Origin of the sequence: Alteromonas sp. P256 (assembly GCF_036864455.1) — a bacterium.
In the GTDB taxonomy this organism is placed as follows: Bacteria; Pseudomonadota; Gammaproteobacteria; order Enterobacterales; family Alteromonadaceae; genus Alteromonas.
Window position 1 is genome coordinate 383,946 of sequence record NZ_JAZETM010000002.1, and the last position, 20,590, is coordinate 404,535.

Consider the following 20,590-nt stretch of genomic DNA (forward strand, 5'->3'; position numbering starts at 1 on the left):
CCCTTTTATTTTAAAGCCTTTTTATCAGGTTCAGGAGTGACACGGTGTCATCAGCAGAGTTAAGTTTTCACTTCGCCCATGCCAATGGTTTTCCAGCGGGAAGCTACAATACCTTATTTTCAGAATTGCCGAATAACTTTAATCGTTTACATGTTGAGCGCTTTGGTCACGATCCAAAGCTTCCCGTCAATGGTAACTGGCGCAATCAAGTACAAGAACTTATTCGCCATATAAGGGCTGAGAATAAGGACGAGCGTGGAGTATTTGGGGTGGGACACTCTTTTGGAGCGGTAATATCTTACATGGCCGCATGTGAGGCGCCAGAGTTATTTAGAGGCCTTATATTATTAGACCCACCTCTTGTTGTAGGGCCAATGAGCTATTTTTTTAGGCTGGCTAAGTACACGCCATTAATCAACAAATTAACCCCGGCTAAGTTAGCTCAAACAAGAAATACCCAGTGGCCCGCTAACACCGATATGGTGGCTTACTTTCATGGTAAAGCGTTGTTTAGAGATATGGATAAACGCTGTGTAAGAGATTACGTTAATGCTGTAACAGCAAATAAGCCGGATAGTATTTCATTAACGTTTAAAGCCGATGTGGAAGCGGCGCTGTTTAGAAACGTGCCTCATAACCTTGGAAAGTACAAAAGAAAGCTAAAATGTCCAGCAGTGTTAGTTACTGGTACTAAAAGCAAGGTATGTAGACCAGAAATGTATTCTCGATTACTTCAGCATAACGCAATAACGCACACCGAACTTGAAGGGGGGCATATGTTTCCGCTAGAACATCCAGAGGCGGTAGCTCAATTTATTGCTACCACCTTACAACAGTGGAATGTTGGGTAAACCAAAGCACATCTAAATTGCTAGGTGCTTAATACGCGCCTACGTGTTGACCCAACATTTCACGAGTAACAAGTACTACGCCTTTTTCCGATACTCGGAATCCTCTGGCACGGTCTTCGTCGTGGTCATAGCCAATGACAGTGCCTTCAGGGATAACGCAGCCTCTGTCTATAATTACCTTTCTCAATTTGCACCCTCGCATAATTTCAACGCTAGGTAATATGACTGCATCTTCAATCAGCCCGTAAGAATGCACGCGAACACTCGAGAAACAGATTGAGTTTCGAAGGGTTGAGCCAGAAATAATACAGCCGCCAGACACCACTGAGTTGATGGCTTCGCCGCGTCTATCATCGTCTTCCCACACAAACTTTGCTGGTGGCAGTTGCTCTTGATAAGTCCAGATAGGCCATTTTTTGTCATAAAGGTTTAGCTGCGGAACCGGTGATACCATTTCCATATTGGCATCCCAGAATGAGTCAAGCGTACCCACATCTCGCCAGTACGCTTTCTCACCGTCCTCTGCTTCAAAGGGAAACGCATGAACCAAGTGCTCTTCAATGATGGAAGGAATGATATCTTTACCAAAGTCTCGTTGTGAGCCTCTGTTCTTAGAGTCTACACGCAGCTGTTCGAATAAAAACTCGGTATCAAAAACATAATTGCCCATTGATGCCAGGCAGCGAGAATCGTCGTGAGGAAGTGGGGTAGGGTGTTCCGGTTTTTCTTCAAAGCCGTTTATACGGTACGACTCGTCGACCGACATAACACCGAACGAACCCGCAGCTTCCTCAATAGGAACAGACATGCACGACACTGTCATTTTGGCGCCAGACTCAACGTGTTTAGCCAGCATATCGCCGTAGTCCATGCGATAAATATGGTCGCCAGATAAAATCATTACATACTTGGGAAGTTCATCCCTAATGATATCAATATTTTGAAACACCGCGTCTGCGGTACCTTCATACCAATTATCTGAAAAGCGTTGAGAAGCTGGAAGAACTTCTACGGACTCACCTAACTCCCTTTTGAAATGGCCCCAACCGCGCACAAGGTGACGGATAAGAGAGTGTGATTTATATTGAGTTACCACGCCAACGCGCTTTATTCCTGAGTTAATACAATTTGATAAAGGAAAATCAATAATTCTGAATTTACCACCAAAATACAGTGCAGGTTTTGCTCTCCACTCTGTAAGCTCATGTAACCTAGAGCCTTTACCACCAGCTAGAATCAAAGCATAGGTATCACGAGTAAGGTTGCTTATGTAACGAGAACTCCGATCAGTCATTTCTTAACAACTCCTGTTTATAAATGGTACCGACTTAACACGATGATAAATGTCTAGGAATACGTCATATCGCCATTAACACGACTGAGTGCAATCTTTGATTATTGAATCCTTTGTTTGCACGCCTTGATAGAGACGTGGGCTTGCTTTATCTCATACTACAGAACACCTATAAAAATAATAGGTTGATTTCATAACTTTATATCACCTTTGTATTTAAATTCAGTTCGACAGACGCCCACTAAGCACAAACGCTAACTGACGGCCGTTACAGGTTAGATACAGTATTTGAAGTCTCCAACTTACTTTTGTTGACTACTTAGCGACTAAAATAGTGCTCGAGTGCCGCAAGCCTGCTGGGGGGAGTATCAAATAGCAACGCAAGACAATGTTGCTAATGATTTAATAACTTTAAGTATTTGAGTGTGCGTTTATTTAAATCGAAAGATTATTCAAGCATTGAGTTGACGTTAATAAACATCCGCAATTCTGCAATAAACGGGCCTCATTTAAAAAAACAGCCCAATGTCTAATATCTTGAAAGTGGAATGAAGTAATATACTACAAATTTATTACCAGATTAAAAATTGAGCAAAATGATGAAAAAAGTAACAGCTTCCATTTCAGCTACACGTAACATCAATCTATTCTTAGCCTTAGTGACAATTATATCACTTTTTACTAGTGTATTTTTTGAACTAAGTGTTGTCTTGATTAGCGTGCTGTGTCTATTGCTGTTGGTTTTTACTATCGTATTTTTTGTTTTATCGAAGTACGCATTAGACTCAGGACTCAGACAACTAAAGAAAATGGCACAAGATATAGCAAACGGAAATTTAGATGCGCGTGCTGAACTAGAAAAAGAGAATGAGTTTGGTGAAATTGCTCGGGATTTAAACAAAGCATTAAAACGCTTCCGTAAAATAACTTCTCATATTGACGATGCTGCTGGAGAGTTGAACGAAATAGCAATCAGTACATCTCGGTTTGCAAATACAGCACAAAAGAATTCTGAAGAATTAAGCAGCCAGTCAAGCAGCTTAGCGTCGACCCTAGAAGAAATTTCAACAAGCATGCAGCAGGTGACCTCTACCGTAAAGAGGCTTGATGACAACGCGACAAGTATCACGAGTCTAAGTGACGACACTCGCACATCTCTACAGGAACTGATTAGTAAACTGTCTTCTTTATCCAATTCAGTGGCTCGCTTTGATGAAAGTTTTGACCGTGTTGCAGAAAGTGCTTCAAAAATTAACAGTTTCGTTTCCATCATTGAGACTATCGCAGAGCAAACGAGTTTACTCGCATTGAACGCAGCAATTGAAGCAGCAAGGGCAGGGGAGCAAGGAAGAGGGTTTGCTGTTGTTGCCGATGAGGTACGTTCACTTGCAGCTAAAACTCAAGAGTCAACGAAAGATATCACAATAATGACTGGCGACTTGAAGCGTCTAATTTCTGACTCTGCCAAACAAAGTGACGAAGCATTAGTATTGTCCAAGGACTCGCTTGACATTGCTAACATAAGCATAAAGGACGCGACAAGTTTACTCGATCAGGTTACTGACATTAGCGAAGGGATCAACACAGTTTACTTAGCTAACAATGAGCAATCTTCCGCTATAGAGTCACTAAATGAAAACTTGCAAGCCCTTAGTGAAATGTGTGATGAATCAGCAGAACAAGCTAAGCAATTAAATGAAAATACGACTGTGATAAGACGGGTAAGTGATTCAGTGGTGAAAAGTATTTCAAAAATCGAGGATTAGCCAACAAAATTAAAGCGTCTAACGTGTAGCTAAACTCTTCTTTCAGCTAAAATTTAATCAAGATTTCGTCAAACTAGTAAAGCAAAAGGTCAATCGAAATCTTGCTGGAACATACAAAGTGCTCTTTTTTGTTAAAAAAGTATCTTAAGTCCTGAATAAGCAATCGATAACAATGTCTAAATTCGATGCCCAATTCCATGTAGTTTACTCAAGCACAGAGTGTGATGCCAGCTAACGCTGGCACTGCATTTTCGTTTGGGCTTGTACACTATTCAAAAAGTAGTTTAAAACTCCGCTAATAAGTGTTTTAGAGACAAATGCACAATGATATTTGTTAATTTAATGTTATATTTTGTTTCCGGTTATTAAAGTGGAGTAAAGCATGGGTGTGTTAAAAAAATTATTGTTAGCTGTAAGCGGGCTAATCGTCCTTGTGGTTATCAGCAGTTTCTTTATGCCTCAACAATATACCGTGGAACGCAGTATCATCATTGATGCTGAAACGTCAGATGTATACCCATACGTAGTAAATTTAAAACAATGGGAAAAATGGGGTGTGTGGTTTAAACGAGATCCCAATATGGAACTCTCCTTTAAAGGACCGGATCGTGCTATCGGTATGCGACTTGAGTGGAAAAGCGATACCGAAGGCGATGGTGAAATGGAGATTGTTCAACTAGAGCACAATAGCAAGGTGGGTTACACGCTTTATTTCCCAGAAATGGATATGGGGTCGAGCGGCATTGTAGAAATTGAAGCCACTGACAATGGAAGCCGAGTAACTTGGCGCGATGAAGGCACGGTGGATAATAACCCGATTAACAAGCTGTTTGTTTTGTTTATAGACGACATAATAGGTCCTGACTTCGCAATGGGTTTAGAGAATTTAAAAACCGTGGTGGAAAATAACGCTTAAATCCAACAAAGCGCTTACTAATAAGTTATTAACGTAAGCGTTTATCTTGTTCGTTTCACATGATCCTTAAATATATGACCTCGTAAAACTCTGCATATGATAAAAACGAATCTACATCATGGCCAACAAGAAGCACCTTTTAGTAACCGGGTTATCGTTTAATAAATTAGCTGACTTACTTATTTCTGCGAAAACCACGCTTCCCGCCTTACTCATCATTTCAGGCGCTCCGGCTTGGATGGTTGGATGGTTGGTTCCAATACGCGAATCTGGTGCACTCTTGCCTCAAGTGCTCATAAGCATGTATCTACGTAACAATGCCGCTAGGTATCTGGTGTGGCGTGCTGGGATTTGTATTCAAATCTCGTCAGTGGTGGGTATATTGTGCTCTGCAGTCTTACTTGATGGCTTTAATGGGGGCCTGTGCATTCTAGGTTTTCTCATTCTTTTGAGCTTAGGCCGCTCTGCATGCTCGTTAACCGTTAAAGACATAGAGGCGGATGTGGTACCCAAAGGCGAGCGAGGGAATCTTGTTGGGTTGGCGTCTACTATTTCAGGCGTAATGACGCTACTGGTTGCAGTTCCGTTACTTATTTTTGATGATTCGTTTAAAGATAACGCCCTGCTGAGTGTATTGGTGTGCGCTGCGGTTTCGTTCACTATTACGCTTCTATGCATGTTCAATTTAAAAACAAAGGTAGAAAACAACGCCGGTGGTAAAGGGAAAATGTTTTCTATCCGTTTCGATAAAACGGTATATCAGTTTGTCTTCGTGCGAGGCCTTTTTGTTCATTCTGCGCTGGTTGCTCCATATTTCATGCTGGAGAATGGCGATAATGCGCGAAAATTACTCCCCATTTATATTGCCGCGCAAGCATTAGCATCTATGTGCTCTTCGTTACTTTGGGGAAAAGTTGCAGATTACAGCGCAAGGCTAACGCTGCAAATAGCAGGTGTGCTTACCATTGCTGCTTGCGCAGGGTTACTAATTATAGATTCTGACACACTTACCATTTCTGCTGTTTTGTTTTTCATTTTGTCTATTGCTCACTCTGGGGTAAGAACGGGACGAAAGACATACAGTCTTGATGTAAAAGAGGGTCAAGAACGCACAGAACTGGTGGGGTTTTCAAACACTGCCATCGGAGTTATCTTACTCACCTTTGGTGCAGTGTATGCCGCCATCAGCCCATTTTTGTCGTTTTCGGTGGTGTATATTATGGCGGCCATGATGGTTGTCGCCACGATATCCACAGCGATACTGCCGAACGAAAAATAAAGGTGCTGGTTTATTGGCACCCTCGTGTGAAGGTCTAGCCAGCCAAAAGCGCGTTGGCTACCTTAGAGGCTGGGGACTTGTTGATCACCTTAGAGATAAAGTCTGTTGCTACGAGCAGTTTTTGCATGTCGATGTTTGTCTCTATGCCCATGCCGTTAAGCATATAAAGCACATCTTCAGTCGCGACATTGCCGCTTGCACCTTTAGCGTAAGGGCAACCGCCTAAACCTGCTACAGCAGAGTCAATAGACGCCACTCCGTATTGCAACGCCGCGTAAATATTCACAAGCGCTTGTCCATAGGTATCGTGAAAGTGAACGGCAACATCGTCAACGGACAATACATTTAACACACTATCGAGTAAGCGCTGAGTTGCCGCAGGTGTACCAGTGCCTATTGTATCGCCTAATGAAATTTCATAGCAGCCCATGTCAAGCAGTTGCTTAGAAACCTTTGAAACGGCACTAGGTGCTATTTCGCCTTCATAAGGGCAACCCATAACACATGATACATACCCACGTACTCTCATATTATGAGCATTGGCTTTGTCAATAACGGGCTCAAATTTTTGCAAACTCTCGTCAATTGAGCAGTTTATATTTTTTTTAGAAAACGACTCAGAGGCGGCGCCAAATACCGCCACCTCTGTGACTCCAGCCTCAATGGCAGCATCTAACCCCTTAACGTTTGGTGTTAAGGCTGAATAGACAATAGCGTTGGCTTTGTTAATGCCCGTAAACACATTGCCAGAATCAGCCATTTGTGGCACCCATTTGGGCGAAACAAAACTTCCAGCCTCAATGCGCTTCAGGCCTGTTTCAGACAGTAAGTTGATAAACGCAATTTTGTCATCAACAGTAACGATGGACTTTTCATTTTGAAGACCATCTCTTGCCCCAACTTCAACAATACTGACGTGCTGTGGTATACCCATGGCGATTAAGCTCCCTGTGCGTCGGCACTTGTGAATTCAAGCAAGGCTGCGCCGCCGTCTACCAATTCACCTGGTTCAAAGTAAAAGCTGTCCACAACACCATCGCTAGGGGCTACTATGCTGTGTTCCATTTTCATGGCTTCCATAACGAGAATTGGCTCGCCTTTTTTCACCTTTTCACCGCATTTCACTAGGTGGGCCACTATGGTGCCGTTCATTGGGGCATCGAAGTTAGTGTTACCACTATTTTCATCATCATCACCTTCAGATGGGGCAACAACAGTGAAGTTAATATGCGTGTCTTGATTGTATAGGCCAAAATCGCCATTGCTTACCGCGAAGGTGTAATTCGATTTAATACCTGCTACTTCAACGCTAAGCTGATGCTCATTGATGGTGCCACTGACGCGCACCGTTGAATTTGCCGTCGTAATTTCCCACGCCGCAGATGCATCTGCATTAAACACATGACACACCGTTACGGTGAACTCTTCGTCGCCAACTAATAGCGTAAGCTGCTCTTCGTGAGACGCGTTTGCCCTCCATGCACCGGCTGTAAACCAAGGGGAAGCGCTTGCTCTGTCAGCAGCTAAGCCTTTTTCAAAACGGCGACGTAATACGGCCAGTATCGCCATTACCGGTAACTTTGCCTGAATGTCGCGCTTAGCCTCAGCAAACAATGCATCGTTGTGCTTTTCAACAAAGGTTGTGGTTAATTCTGCAGCCTCAAATGCGCTATTGCTTGCTACGCGCTTTAGAAAATCGATATTGGTTGTTACACCCGCAATATGATAATCGCCAAGGGCATGCAGTAATCTTTTAAGCGCGATATCACGAGACTCGCCCCATACCACAAGCTTTGCAATCATAGGGTCGTAATAAACACTCACCTCGTCACCTTGCACAACACCCGTGTCTACCCGTATAAGCGAAGACTCTTTAGGTGGTTGCAACAAATGCAAAACTCCGGTTGAAGGCAAAAAGTTATTAGCAGGATCCTCAGCGTAAATACGGGCTTCAAATGCATGTCCGTTTAATGTTAACTGTTGCTGAGTTTTGGGAAGCGTATTGCCTTCTGCCACACTCAGCTGCCACTGAACTAAATCTTCACCGGTGATCATTTCCGTAACAGGGTGTTCTACCTGAAGACGGGTATTCATTTCCATGAAGTAAAACGAACCGTCCTCATCTAATAAGAACTCGACGGTGCCAGCACCTTCATAATTAATCGCTTTTGCCGCCAATATTGCCGCTTCACCCATGCTTTCCCGAATGCTCTGGGTCATGTTTGGCGCAGGCGCTTCTTCAATAATTTTTTGGTGGCGACGCTGTACTGAGCAGTCTCGCTCAAATAAATACACGCCGTTACCGTGGCTATCGCAGAATACTTGAATTTCCACGTGGCGAGGGCGAGTGAGGTACTTTTCTACAAGCATATGGTCGTCGCCAAAGCTTGCCATCGACTCGCGCTTTGCCGCGTTAAGCGCTTGGGTGAATTCGCCTTCATTCCACACCTGACGCATACCTTTACCGCCGCCACCTGCGGCCGCTTTTAGTAATACTGGGTAGCCCATATCATCGGCTGCTTGTTTTAGCGTGGACTCCTGCTGATCGTCACCGTGATAGCCTGGTACAAGCGGTACACCTGCTTCTTCCATAATCCGCTTAGCAGCAGATTTAGATCCCATGGCTTCAATAGCTGACGCCGGCGGCCCCACAAAAATAATGCCATTAGACTTACAAAGATTGGCAAATTCGGCATTTTCAGATAAAAAACCATAGCCAGGGTGAATCGCGTCAACGCCCAGTGCTTTGGCGTGCTCAATAATAAGCTCGCTGCGTAAGTAGCTATCTTTAGAGGGGGATGGTCCAAGGTGAATGGCTTCGTCGGCCATGGCAACATGACGTGCGTTAACGTCGGCATCAGAGTAGACGGCGACGGTTTTTACACCTAAGTGTTTTGCCGTCTTCATTACTCGGCATGCTATTTCGCCGCGGTTTGCCACTAAGAGTTTATTTATCATTATTTTGCCTCCAACCAAGCTGCTTTGCGCTTTTCAAGAAATGCACTGAGGCCCTCTTGGCCTTCTTCAGACGTTCTTACTTTAGCGATGAGTTTGCTGGTATCGTCTAACATGTCGCTGTCTATTGGTTTATGACCTACCCACTGAACCAGCGCCTTTGATTGTGATACGGCCTGCGGACCATTCTTCAAGATGTTAGCGATGATATCGTTAACCGTGCTGTCTAAGTCTTCTTCATTGACCGCTTCGCTTAGCAAGCCCAAACGTCTGGCTCGTCTTGCAGAAAACACTTCAGCAGTTTGGAAATAGCGTCTGCATACGCGCGCGCCCATTGCCTCAATAACGTAAGGGCTGATGGTAGCGGGCACTAAACCAATTTTTACTTCGCTTAAGCAAAAGTTAGTCAGTTTACTGCCGATGGCGATATCACAGCAGGCGATAAGACCTACTGCGCCACCAAAGGCAGCACCTTGGACCCTTGCAATGGTTGGTTTGGGCAGGGTGTAAAGCGTATGAAGCATTGAGGCAAGCCCCATGGCATCTTCATGATTTTGTGCCTCAGTGTAACTGGCCATCTTTTTCATCCAGTTAAGATCGGCACCAGCACTAAAACTCTTGCCTTCAGCTCGCAAAATAACAGCGCGAACAGAGTCATCGCTACCAGCTTTTTTGAAAAGCCTCTCTAGCTCGGCAATCATGTCATCATTAAATGCATTGTGTTTTTCAGCACGGTTTAATGTGACGGTAGCGATATGTTTGTCGTCTACGTGATACGTTACCGCGTCAGATACTATGTTCTCTTTTTGGGAGTTATCTTTTTGGATGTTGTTCATTCGTGCCGCTCCTACATTCTAAATATGCCGAATTGCGTTTCTTCAATTGGCTTATTAAGTGCTGCAGATAATGACAAACCCAACACTAAGCGAGTGTCTGCGGGGTCAATCACGCCATCGTCCCATAATCTTGCTGACGCGAAGTAGGGGTGTCCTTGCTCTTCGTATTTATCAACAACAGGTTGTTTGAATTGCTTTTCTTCTTCTTCGCTCCAGCTTTCGCCAGCACGCTCTTTTTGATCGCGCTTGACCTGAGCCAGTACGCCTGCAGCTTGTTCACCGCCCATTACAGAGATACGTGCATTGGGCCACATAAACATAAAGCGCGGGTCGTATGCTCTGCCGCACATGCCGTAGTTACCGGCACCAAAACTACCGCCAATGAGCACCGTTAGTTTAGGTACGTTAGCACAGGCTACAGCCGTTACCATTTTGGCTCCGTGTTTCGCAATACCGCCATGCTCGTACTGTTTACCCACCATAAAACCGGTGATGTTTTGTAAGAATACAAGAGGAATTTTGCGCTGAGCGCAAAGCTCAACAAAGTGCGCGCCCTTCATGGCGCTTTCGCCGAATAGGATGCCGTTATTGGCAACGATGCCGACTGGATTACCGTAAAGGCGAGCAAAGCCGCACACAAGTGTGGTGCCATAAAGTGGCTTAAACTCATCAAAGTCAGAATCATCGACTATGCGAGCTATAATCTCTCTCACATCAAAGGTCTGCCTGCTATCTTTAGGCACAATCCCGTAAATTTCTTTTGGATCGAACTTAGGTGGCTTTGGCTCTTTGACATCAAGCAGCTTTGGCTTTTCTCTGTTAAGACGGGACACTGCGTTTCGAGCAAGAGACAGGGCGTGGTGATCATTATTAGCTAATTGATCAGCAACCCCGGAAATGCGGGTATGAACGTCTCCACCACCCAATTCTTCAGCACTAACCACTTCACCGGTGGCCGCTTTTACCAGCGGTGGACCACCCAGAAAGATGGTTGCTTGCTCTTTAACAATAATGCTTTCATCAGCCATAGCGGGTACGTAGGCACCACCAGCGGTGCATGACCCCATCACTACCGCAATTTGCGGAATGTTTTTAGCCGACATATTCGCTTGATTGAAAAAAATTCGACCAAAGTGCTCTCTGTCAGGAAATACTTCATCTTGACGAGGTAAGTTTGCGCCACCTGAGTCTACAAGATAAATACAAGGTAGATTGTTCTGCTCGGCAATCGTTTGGGCTCGTAAATGCTTTTTAACCGTGAGCGGATAATAGGTACCGCCTTTGACTGTGGCGTCGTTGGCCACAATCATGCATTCAGTGCCGGCAACCATACCGATACCTGCCACAACACCTGCACAAGGCACGTAGTCGTCGTAGACTTCCCATGCTGCAAGTTGGCCAATTTCAAGAAATGGCGTGTCTTTATCGAGAAGGGCGTTTATACGATCTCTTGGGAGCAGCTTTCCGCGTGAGATATGACGTTCGGCAGCTTTTTCTCCGCCGCCCTGTGCGATTTTCATGATTTTTTCGTGCAAGTCATCGACTTGCGTCTGCATATGTTCGCGGTTTGCTGCAAACGTTTCAGATTTGGTATTTACACTTGAACGTAGAACGGGCATACATCCTCCTGTGTATTAGCACTTGATAGCGGCGCTGTTAATTTGTTATTTAGATTCGTTAAATAGCTCTCGGCCTATCAGCATACGTCTAATTTCAGAGGTACCTGCGCCAATTTCATACAGTTTGGCATCGCGCAAAAGACGACCCGTAGGGTATTCGTTGATATAGCCGTTACCACCAAGCAATTGAATGGCGTCTAATGCGATTTTCGTTGCTAGTTCAGCAGAATAAAGAATGGCACCCGCCGCATCTTTGCGGGTGGTTTCGCCGCGATCGCAAGACTGTGCTACCGCGTAAACATAGGCCCTTGATGCATTCATTTGCGTATACATGTCGGCAACTTTCCCCTGTACTAGCTGAAATTGTCCGATTGATTGACCAAACTGCTCTCGGTCGTGCACATAAGGAACTACAATATCCATACATGCTTGCATGATGCCAAGTGGTCCGCCCGATAGCACGAGTCTTTCGTAGTCTAAGCCACTCATTAGCACGCGAACGCCTTCGCCTTCGTTACCTAAGATATTTTCAGCTGGCACTTCACAGTCTTCAAACACAAGTTCACATGTATTTGAAGAACGCATGCCAAGTTTATCTAGCTTCTGTGCACGGCTAAACCCTGGGAAATCACGCTCAACGATAAACGCCGTTATACCTCGGGGGCCCGCTGCCGGGTCGGTCTTCGCATAGATAACAAAAGTATGCGCATCTGGACCGTTAGTGATCCACATTTTATTACCGTTTAAGATATATTTGTCGCCTCGTTTCTCTGCGCGCAGCTTCATGCTTACCACGTCAGAACCGGCGTTTGGTTCACTCATCGCAAGGGCGCCGATATGCTCACCAGAAATGAGTTTTGGAAGGTACTTTTCTCGTTGGGCTTCGTTACCGTTACGATATATCTGGTTAATACATAAATTTGAATGAGCGCCATAGCTTAGACCAATGCCGCCAGAGGCACGGCTTACTTCTTCCATGGCAATGGTATGGGCTAGATAACCCATTCCTGAGCCGCCATACTGCTCTGAAACCGTCACGCCGTTAAGGCCCATCTCGCCTAACTTCGTCCATAGCTGATTAGGAAACTGATTGTCTTCGTCAGCCTGTGCAGCAAGTTGTGCAATTTCGTTTTGAGCAAACTGATAGACCTGATCTCGAAGCATATCGATTTCTTCGCCAAGTCCAAAATTCATCGTAGGGTAGGAGGTGTTCATGCAATTTTTCCTCGTTTAAGTTCTGCGAGTTCTTCTCTACATCTGGTTTCAACGTCGTCCAGCTCTGTCATCAACATTTGTATGTCTTCTAATTGTTGATTAAGTACTGCACGCTTTTGCTCGGACATTTCTAGCATTGCTTCTAACTGAACGGCCGAGTTTGGATTACTGTCGTACATGTCGAATAGCGTCTTTACTTCGGCAAGTGAAAAGCCAAGGCGCTTGCCGCGCAATATTAGCTTTAAGCGAACCCGGTCTTTATTTAAATAAACGCGGTTTTGCCCAGTGCGAGTAGGAGATAGAAGCCCTTGCTCTTCGTAAAAACGAATGGAGCGAGGCGTAATATCGAACTCTCTCGCAAGCTCACCAATGGCGAAAGTAGTTTCATTGTCCGACTGACTCATTACATGTACCTTGTCGTATAGCATTTTTTTGCGGTCCAAAATTTAAACGTGGACTCATGTCCTTAACGTTGCGCGTATACTTCATTTGCGCATAATTAACTGCCATTCTTTTGATTACGCCACAGCTGGTCTTTATCTTTGTGCGAAGTAAGAATGTTGCGTTTGGTTGACAGTTCCTTGTTACAGGTTTACGTTAACGTTAATTACATTTTACGTAAAGGTAAAGTAACATTTTGCTAACGTCAATTTTTCATGATGACGGTCTTTGTTTAGCACAGTTCAAGGTGTTTACTTTTGTATACATGGCGCAGAGTGAACGCAATTAAGTAATTGAAATTATTATATATTAAGGGTGGAATTATGAGTGATAAAACAGTAGTGATTGTTGCAGCCAAACGTACGCCAATGGGCGGTTTTAACGGTAGCCTAGCGCCAATGAGTGCAACAGATTTAGGCAATGTGGCGATTAAAGCCGCGTGTGAAAGCATGGATGTCTCTCAAATAGACGAAGTGGTAATGGGCTGTGTGTTGCCAGCAGGTCTTGGTCAATCACCTGCGCGCCAAGCGTCGCTAGGTGCAGGTTTACCGCTAAGTGCAGGTGTTACCACAATCAATAAAGTATGTGGTTCAGGGCTGAAGGCCGTTATGCTTGCCCATGACTTGATTAAAGCGGGAAGTGCAGATACCGTTGTAGCTGGCGGTATGGAAAGTATGAGTAACGCCCCCTACATGCTGGACAAGGCCCGTTCTGGTTATCGAATGGGGCACGGCCAAGTGCTCGATCATATGATGCTGGATGGACTTGAAAACGCCTACGACGGAAAAGCAATGGGTTGCTTTGCCCAAGATACCGCCGACAGTGAAAACATTACTCGAGAAGAAATGGATGAGTTCGCTTTAAGTTCTCTGTCAAAGGCTCATGAAGCCATTAACAGCGGGACCTTTGTTGACGAAATTGCCAAAGTCACTATTTCTGGTCGCAAGGGCGATGTGGTTGTCGATACTGATGAAGGTCCTGGTTCAGCACGCCCAGAAAAAATTCCATCACTTCGACCTGCTTTCAAAAAAGACGGCACCGTGACTGCCGCAAACTCCAGCTCAATTTCAGACGGTGCAGCAGCATTGGTGGTTATGAGCGAAGAAAAAGCAAAAGAAATGGGGCTAACGCCGCTAGCCAAAGTGGTGGCCCACGCGACACATTCTATTGAGCCAGAAAACTTTACCGTAGCCCCAGTAGGTGCAATGGAAAAAGTACTAAGCAAGGCGGGTTGGACAAAAGAAGAAGTAGACCTGTTTGAAATAAACGAAGCATTTGCCATGGTTACTATGCTTGCCATTAAAAAGTTAGCCCTCGATGAGAGTAAAGTGAACGTTAAGGGGGGCGCTTGTGCTCTTGGCCATCCAATTGGCGCTTCGGGTGCTCGTTTACTCGTTACGTTGCTTCATGCGCTTAAACAGCGCAATAAAAAGCGTGGCATTGCCTCACTGTGTATCGGCGGTGGTGAAGGTGTAGCACTGGCTGTTGAGATGCAGTAGGTGACATTAAGACAACGATTTTTATTATGTAAAAAGTCATTGATTGCAAATAAACGCACCTAACAGCAATTGTCTACCTAGGCAGATCAATCACTACTTAAGTACACAAACAAGTACACAAACAAGTACACAAATAGTTACATAATTTTAATAGTCTAAATGGCACCATTCATGGTGCCATTTATGTTTAAATGGGGGGAGAAATACATAATAAGAATGTTATATGAAGTTTAAAGCTTATACTGTAAATACAGTTTCCACTGACGCTAACTTAAATATAAGTACAAACGTCACTGCAAGCATTAACGCTAACAAAAACACACCCACAAAACTAGCGCTGTTATGAACTGGGCTGCTACGGGTTGGCATGATAAAGCCTTGCCTGAAATAATCAGGCTACCGCATCGATTACTTCTGCTATATGTTGCTATACTTGCTTTGGTCGGGTGTTCATCACTAACAGCTGTCGAAGAAAAACACAACGACACTAAGACGCCAGAGACTTTAGCTACCTTCGATCAAGTTCCCTATAGCTCACTCTTACTGTTACCTAAATCTGTGCCGACAAGGATAATTTCCTACGGCAGCGATGCGCTTCAAACAGTGTCAGTATACGAAGCACAAAAAGATAGTGGGGGAGTAAGTGCATCTCATTCCGCCATTATTTTTATCCACGGTGGCTGCTGGCTTAATGCGTATGATGCATCCCATGGCGCTGGCTTCTACTCGGCGTTAGCTAACACAGGCATCGATATCTACGCGGTGGAATACAGAAGAACGGGCGATGAGGGCGGTGGCTGGCCCGGTAGTTTTCACGACATTCAAAAAGCAATAAACACAATAACGCGCTCACTTTCCCAAATAAATGAAGACAAAAATGTTTATATTGTTGGTCATTCGGCAGGAGGCCACTTGGCCCTGCTTGCTGCAGCTTCCCAGCTAAACATACCGAGAAGCGTAGACATTAAAGCTGTTATTGGCCTTGCAGCGATTACCAATGTAATCGAGTACGCCAAGGGTACAAACAGTTGTCAAACCGCAGCGCCTGATTTTATGGGCGGCAAGCCCGAAGTACGTTTTGAGGCGTATAAGCAAGCAACACCGAATTTAGAGCGTATTGGGTATCCGGTTGTGCTGATGCAGGGTGATGCAGACGCCATAGTGCCCGCTTCGCACAGCGAAAGCGCACATGCCACAACAATTTCTATTGTAAACGGTGGCCATTTTGATTGGCTACACCCTAAATCAGACTCCTACAAAGCATTTCTAAAGGTAGTGACAGCAAATGATTAACAAGGTTTTTTCCGCCAAGCAGTTAGACGATAAAGATCCCCTACGCCACGTTGTCAGTCAATTTACACTGCCTCCCGATACCATTTACTTAGACGGGAATTCACTTGGGCCCCTACCAACAGCCGCTGCAGAGCGAGCTCACGACGTGGTAACTAACCAGTGGGGTAAAGATTTAATAAAAAGCTGGAACTGCCACGACTGGATAAGACTTCCTCAAAAGGTTGGCGATAAAATAGGCACGCTGATTGGTGCAGAGGCAGGACAAGTCGTTTCTTGTGACTCTATATCCATTAATCTGTTTAAAGTGCTAAGCGCGGCGCTCAATATGCAGCCTGATAAAAAGGTAATTGCAACCACCCGTGATAACTTTCCAACCGATATCTATATGGTTCAGGGGCTACTCACGTTGCTGGGTGACGACTACAGTATTCGCTACATTGATGAAGGTGATATTGAAGGCCAGCTGTCTGACGACATAGCGGTGCTTATGCTGACTCAGGTAAACTTTCGCTCAGGTTTTAAATTGAATATGGAGACGATAACTCGCCAAGCACAAAAGCTCGGTATTCTTACATTGTGGGACTTAGCGCACAGTGCAGGGGCGTTTCCAGTAGAATTAGACCAGTGCAATGTAGATTTTGCGGTAGGCTGTACCTACAAATACCTAAACGGTGGCCCGGGCGCGCCGGCGTTTGTCTATGTAGCTCATAGACATCAACAGCAATACAGACAGCCTTTGTCAGGGTGGATGGGTCATCAATCTCCATTTGCATTTACGCCCGATTACGAAGCTGCTGATTCAGTGAGTCAGAACCTATGCGGCACCCCAGGTATTTTGAGCATGAGTGTGCTTGAAGCCGCTTTGTCAGTGTTCGACGATATAAGTTTAAAAGCGATAGATGAAAAATCCAAAAAGCTTCAAGCGTTTTTCGCCGCTGAAGGAAAGCGCGCAGGCCTTTGTGACTATATGGACACTGTGAGTCCTCCTATCGAAAACAGAGGAAGTCAGGTGGCAATGTCGCACCCAGAAGCCTATGCGATATGCCAAGCGTGGATTGGTGAGGGGGTTATTGCAGATTTTCGGGCCCCCAATATTTTGCGAATAGGCTTTGCACCACTTTATTTATCATTTGAGGATATTGAAGTAGCGGTATCTAAACTGGCCGATATCATGCAGAAAAAGACGTACAAGAAGGCCGAGTTTCAACGCAAACAGCACGTTACGTAACCAGTTAGCTGCCAAATCATAGAAATTCGCAGAAAAACGTTCTTGAAGCATTGCAAAATGGCGATGAAGAATGAATACTTTCTCGCTGTTTTCGCAAGTTGTGTTAATGGTAAGGCTTTGAAATTATTTAGCTATGTCGGGTGGACAGTTTTTTTAAGCGTAAATATGCTTATTTACGCAGTATCTGCACAAGTCTCAAATGATTTTGAGAGCGAAATACTCGACAATACTATTGAGAATGTGACTTACTGCGTCGATCCTAATTGGGCGCCTTACGAAGCGATCCGCAATAATCTCCATGTTGGCATCTCTGCTGAATATCTTGATATTATCGCCGATATCGGCAATCTCTCTTTTACATTAGTTCCCACTGAAAGCTGGCAGCAAAGCTTAGAGTTTGTTCAACAAGGTCGTTGCCAAGTTATTCCAATGCTAAACACTTCAGACTATCGCCGGCAGTTTCTCGATTTTAGTCTCCCTTATTTTGAAGCCCCGAATGTGTTGATTGCAAAAGAGGGAACACCCATGCTGCAAGGATATTCAGGAGTGGGTAATCGAACGGTAGGCATCGTTGATGGTTATCGGCAGCTTGAGTATATTTATCGTCACTATCCCAATGTGCGTTTAGCAATAGTGCCGTCTGAGCGAGAAGGGCTCAATCTTCTTGGCGAAGAAAAATTTGACGTAATGGTTGGTTCGCTGCTTAGCGTGAACATGCATATCAATAACCAAAACTTAAAAGACTTAAGTATAGTAGGGTATGCAGAGCCACATGACTCCTTAGCGTTTGGCGTAAACAAATCGTCTAGCCACCTGGTACCAAAGCTCAACTTCGCCATAGAGCGTATTCCTGAAGAAAAGAAAGTAGAAATCTATAAGCGCTGGAACAACGTCAAAATGCGCTACAGCCGCAGTTATGCTCAATTGATGTTTTGGGTAGTTATTGTATTGCTAGTGTTGCTTTGGTTGATTTATCGCAATCGATATATGCGAAAATATCAATATACTGTGGCGCAAAAAGATTCAGAAATAGCAGCGCTTCAGGCAACGCTTTTAGAAAAGAACCGTACGCTCGCTTTCTTATCTGCCCACGACAAAATAACCGGGCTGTATAACCGAAACCATATGATACAGCGAGCCGAAGAGGAAATTTCTCGTTTCCAGCGCTTTCACACAACAGCAACGCTCATTCTTATTGATTTAGCGCAGCGGGACGTTAAAGCCAGAGCTATCGACGATTTTGTGCGTGAGGATTTGTTGAGAAAAACAGCGGCAAGCTGTTTAAGCACAATAAGAGAAGTGGACGTGGTGTCTCGTTTTAACGAACAGCTGTTTATTATTCTGTGCCCTCAAACGGAACTGGATGCGGCAACTACGCTCGCCCATCGGTTGTTAGAACGAATGAAGCAAGAAGACGCAATTTCATCGTTAATGAGTGTATCTATGGGGTTAGCCGAACTGAAAGGTGAAGAAGAGTTTTCCGATTGGTACGAGCGAACACTCAAAGCCTTAAACAAAACCAAGCGCGAAGGTGTAGACAGCATCTCTGTGGCGGACTGATGGTTTCAGGTAAACAAAGCGCCTACACAATAGGGTCGTAGTGCCACTGATGTGCGTCGTAACGAACCTGGGAGCGATTGTACTCGCGCTCTGAACGCCAGTTTCTGTTGTTAAGCTTGGCAGTAACCCCAGGGTAAAGACGCTTATTCGCTATCAGCTTAACGTCAGACTGATAGGATGCTTTGGCTTCTTTTACTTCAGAGGCTTTTCCTTCAATCCATTCAAGTAATGCAGTTTCGTTGTTAAGTAGCTCAAGGGCATCAGTCATTTTTTGTTTGAGTTCTTTAGGGACTTTTTTACTTTTTAATAAATCAATTTTTTCTTTGTGCTTTGAGTTATTTTCACGAATTTGCTTCAGCAGTTCATCCAAGCCGTCTTTTCGTTCCGACAATAGGTTAAAACCCGGGCTAAAATCTATTTTTAACGTACTGCCAGATACCGCACCTAGTGTACCCGCTTCTACACGCCCTTGGCTGATGATATCGCAGGCAAATAAATTCCCCATGGGCTTGTCTAACTGACCAACGATAACAGCGCCGCCACAACGCAATCTGCTGTAAGCTAGCTGTCTGCCAACAGTGACATCGCCTTTGCACTGCACCTCAACCCCTTGTCCGTGCTGAACGTGAATGCTGCCTGCAGCAATCAATTTACAATGGTATTCACCATCGTTATCGTTAACCTTGCCCATGGCGCCTTCAGTAATAATTATATCGCCGCCTGATTCAATGAGAGCCGATTCTACAAAACCATTGATGGTGACATCGCCTGACGCTTTAATTTGCATTTTCTCGGTAACATCACCGTTAACCAGTACAGCACCTTCATAATTGACATGCCCAGAGCCCACGTTAACGCCTGTGCAAATAAAGGTGTCGTCTATATTCATTATTTGATCGCGGTATTTCGGCATGCCGGATAGGGTTGAAACAAGCAGGTTTGAATCGCTGTCTGATACGACGGTGCCGCTTCCCATTTTGAAATCAACCCATTCGCCAGGCATGGATGGAAGCTTGTTGCCTTTAATGTCAAATCCAGTGCGGCCCTTTGTAGGTGCCGTGCGTTTGAGAACTGGAGTATCTACTTTAACACAAATTACTTCGCCCAAATTACGCATGTCAACCCGCTCGCCCACTTGAGTTTGCGGCTTTAAAATTCTTTCAAGTGCGTTAGGAACCAACGGAATAAAACGAGAATTTTTGCCGTCTCGAGGCGGTAGACCTTTTGCGATTGTTTCTTCGAGAACTTCGCCGCTCGTGGCTTGCTTTGCCTGCGATAACAGCGCTTTTATTCGCTTAATACTTATTCCTCTAACAATTTTACTTTTCATTGCAAGAGACATAATCGCACTGATAGAAGGCAATTTGCCGCCATACGGTGCGGTTAATACTAAATTAGCATACATATTGTCTTCAGGAATACGAAACTCTACTTCTGCATTTTTTCGCTCGCCAATTCGCTCTTTTACTATCGTAGTGTCGCCAGTTTTAAAATAATGATTGGCAGTATCACATGCAGACTTTAGTGACTTTTCTGAAACGTATAAGCCCGAGGTTTCGCCGCGTTCAAGTTCAGAGCGAATGTCAGTGATATCTACATCTGCATCAAATAAAGAAGGGTCGAGCTGGATATTTATATACGTTCTAGATTTATCGAAACTAATTGTAACGCCATTCATGACAACATAATCCTCTGAGCAAGCTAACCATAGTTATCGGCCGCTCGTATTGTTACTTAATGGTAGTGTCGATGACTATTGCCACTATCTGACGCGTTGTTAATGTGAAAGATTTGTATTGCGACAATCTGTCATTATTTCGTTGTACCCAACAATTTAT

General features: G+C 44.6%; 16 protein-coding genes. 8 read left to right on the top strand and 8 right to left on the bottom strand.

The annotated features are described in order from the left end of the window. The first annotated feature begins 44 nt into the window (after window positions 1-44). Window positions 45-851 carry an alpha/beta fold hydrolase gene (locus V7R39_RS05010; protein WP_334028817.1) on the top strand — a complete coding sequence of 269 codons (807 nt, stop codon included), beginning with the start codon at window positions 45-47 and terminating at the stop codon, window positions 849-851. A gap of 28 nt (window positions 852-879) precedes the next feature. Here V7R39_RS05010 and glgC read toward each other — a convergent pair whose 3' ends face one another. Beyond that, window positions 880-2,145, bottom strand: coding sequence for a glucose-1-phosphate adenylyltransferase (gene glgC, locus V7R39_RS05015; RefSeq protein ID WP_334028819.1), 1,266 nt, complete (start codon window positions 2,143-2,145; stop codon window positions 880-882). A gap of 599 nt (window positions 2,146-2,744) precedes the next feature. Here glgC and V7R39_RS05020 point away from each other — a divergent pair. The 3 genes from V7R39_RS05020 to V7R39_RS05030 all read left to right on the top strand — a co-directional run bounded on the left by V7R39_RS05020 (window position 2,745) and on the right by V7R39_RS05030 (window position 6,106). Continuing rightward, window positions 2,745-3,911: a methyl-accepting chemotaxis protein gene (locus tag V7R39_RS05020; RefSeq protein ID WP_334029135.1), complete on the top strand. Its 1,167-nt coding sequence runs from the start codon at window positions 2,745-2,747 to the stop codon at window positions 3,909-3,911. Between the two features lie 382 nt (window positions 3,912-4,293). Next, a complete protein-coding gene (locus tag V7R39_RS05025) occupies window positions 4,294-4,827 on the top strand; it encodes an SRPBCC family protein (protein WP_334028821.1) in 534 nt (177 codons plus the stop codon). 118 nt (window positions 4,828-4,945) lie between these two features. Further along, window positions 4,946-6,106, top strand: a complete 1,161-nt coding sequence (locus V7R39_RS05030; protein WP_334028823.1) for an MFS transporter — start codon at window positions 4,946-4,948, stop codon at window positions 6,104-6,106. 34 nt (window positions 6,107-6,140) lie between these two features. Here the strand turns inward: V7R39_RS05030 and V7R39_RS05035 are convergent, their stop codons facing one another. Genes V7R39_RS05035 through V7R39_RS05060 form a run of 6 tightly spaced genes read right to left on the bottom strand, consistent with a single transcriptional unit; the run spans window position 6,141 to window position 13,135 of the window. After that, complete coding sequence (locus V7R39_RS05035; protein ID WP_334028826.1) at window positions 6,141-7,040, bottom strand: hydroxymethylglutaryl-CoA lyase; 900 nt, start codon at window positions 7,038-7,040, stop codon at window positions 6,141-6,143. A gap of 5 nt (window positions 7,041-7,045) precedes the next feature. Next, window positions 7,046-9,064 (bottom strand): acetyl/propionyl/methylcrotonyl-CoA carboxylase subunit alpha, encoded by a 2,019-nt coding sequence (locus V7R39_RS05040; RefSeq protein WP_334028828.1) that lies wholly within the window; start codon window positions 9,062-9,064, stop codon window positions 7,046-7,048. Continuing rightward, the gene (locus V7R39_RS05045) at window positions 9,064-9,897 is read right to left on the bottom strand and encodes an enoyl-CoA hydratase/isomerase family protein (protein ID WP_334028830.1); all 834 of its coding nucleotides are present in this window, start codon (window positions 9,895-9,897) and stop codon (window positions 9,064-9,066) included. The genes V7R39_RS05040 and V7R39_RS05045 overlap by 1 nt, the downstream gene beginning before the upstream one ends. 11 nt (window positions 9,898-9,908) lie before the next feature. Next, window positions 9,909-11,516, bottom strand: a complete 1,608-nt coding sequence (locus tag V7R39_RS05050; protein ID WP_334028832.1) for a carboxyl transferase domain-containing protein — start codon at window positions 11,514-11,516, stop codon at window positions 9,909-9,911. A gap of 45 nt (window positions 11,517-11,561) precedes the next feature. Further along, window positions 11,562-12,731 carry an isovaleryl-CoA dehydrogenase gene (locus V7R39_RS05055; protein WP_334028834.1) on the bottom strand — a complete coding sequence of 390 codons (1,170 nt, stop codon included), beginning with the start codon at window positions 12,729-12,731 and terminating at the stop codon, window positions 11,562-11,564. Further along, a complete protein-coding gene (locus tag V7R39_RS05060; RefSeq protein ID WP_032095765.1) occupies window positions 12,728-13,135 on the bottom strand; it encodes a MerR family transcriptional regulator in 408 nt (135 codons plus the stop codon). The genes V7R39_RS05055 and V7R39_RS05060 overlap by 4 nt, the downstream gene beginning before the upstream one ends. A gap of 360 nt (window positions 13,136-13,495) precedes the next feature. Here V7R39_RS05060 and V7R39_RS05065 point away from each other — a divergent pair, with 360 nt between their 5' ends. From V7R39_RS05065 to V7R39_RS05080, 4 genes are all read left to right on the top strand, one after another. After that, window positions 13,496-14,671 (top strand): thiolase family protein, encoded by a 1,176-nt coding sequence (locus V7R39_RS05065; RefSeq protein ID WP_334028838.1) that lies wholly within the window; start codon window positions 13,496-13,498, stop codon window positions 14,669-14,671. A 342-nt stretch (window positions 14,672-15,013) separates the two neighbouring features. Then, a complete protein-coding gene (locus V7R39_RS05070) occupies window positions 15,014-15,964 on the top strand; it encodes an alpha/beta fold hydrolase (protein ID WP_334028840.1) in 951 nt (316 codons plus the stop codon). Continuing rightward, on the top strand, window positions 15,957-17,192 hold the full coding sequence (kynU, locus tag V7R39_RS05075) for a kynureninase (RefSeq protein ID WP_334028842.1): 1,236 nt from the start codon (window positions 15,957-15,959) through the stop codon (window positions 17,190-17,192). Before V7R39_RS05070 ends, kynU begins: the two co-directional genes overlap by 8 nt. Before the next feature lie 165 nt (window positions 17,193-17,357). After that, the gene (locus tag V7R39_RS05080; protein ID WP_334028844.1) at window positions 17,358-18,752 is read left to right on the top strand and encodes a diguanylate cyclase; all 1,395 of its coding nucleotides are present in this window, start codon (window positions 17,358-17,360) and stop codon (window positions 18,750-18,752) included. Between the two features lie 22 nt (window positions 18,753-18,774). On the opposite strand, the gene V7R39_RS05085 is transcribed toward V7R39_RS05080, so the two are convergent. Continuing rightward, window positions 18,775-20,430, bottom strand: coding sequence for a DUF342 domain-containing protein (locus tag V7R39_RS05085; RefSeq protein ID WP_334028846.1), 1,656 nt, complete (start codon window positions 20,428-20,430; stop codon window positions 18,775-18,777). Window positions 20,431-20,590: the final 160 nt, after the last annotated feature.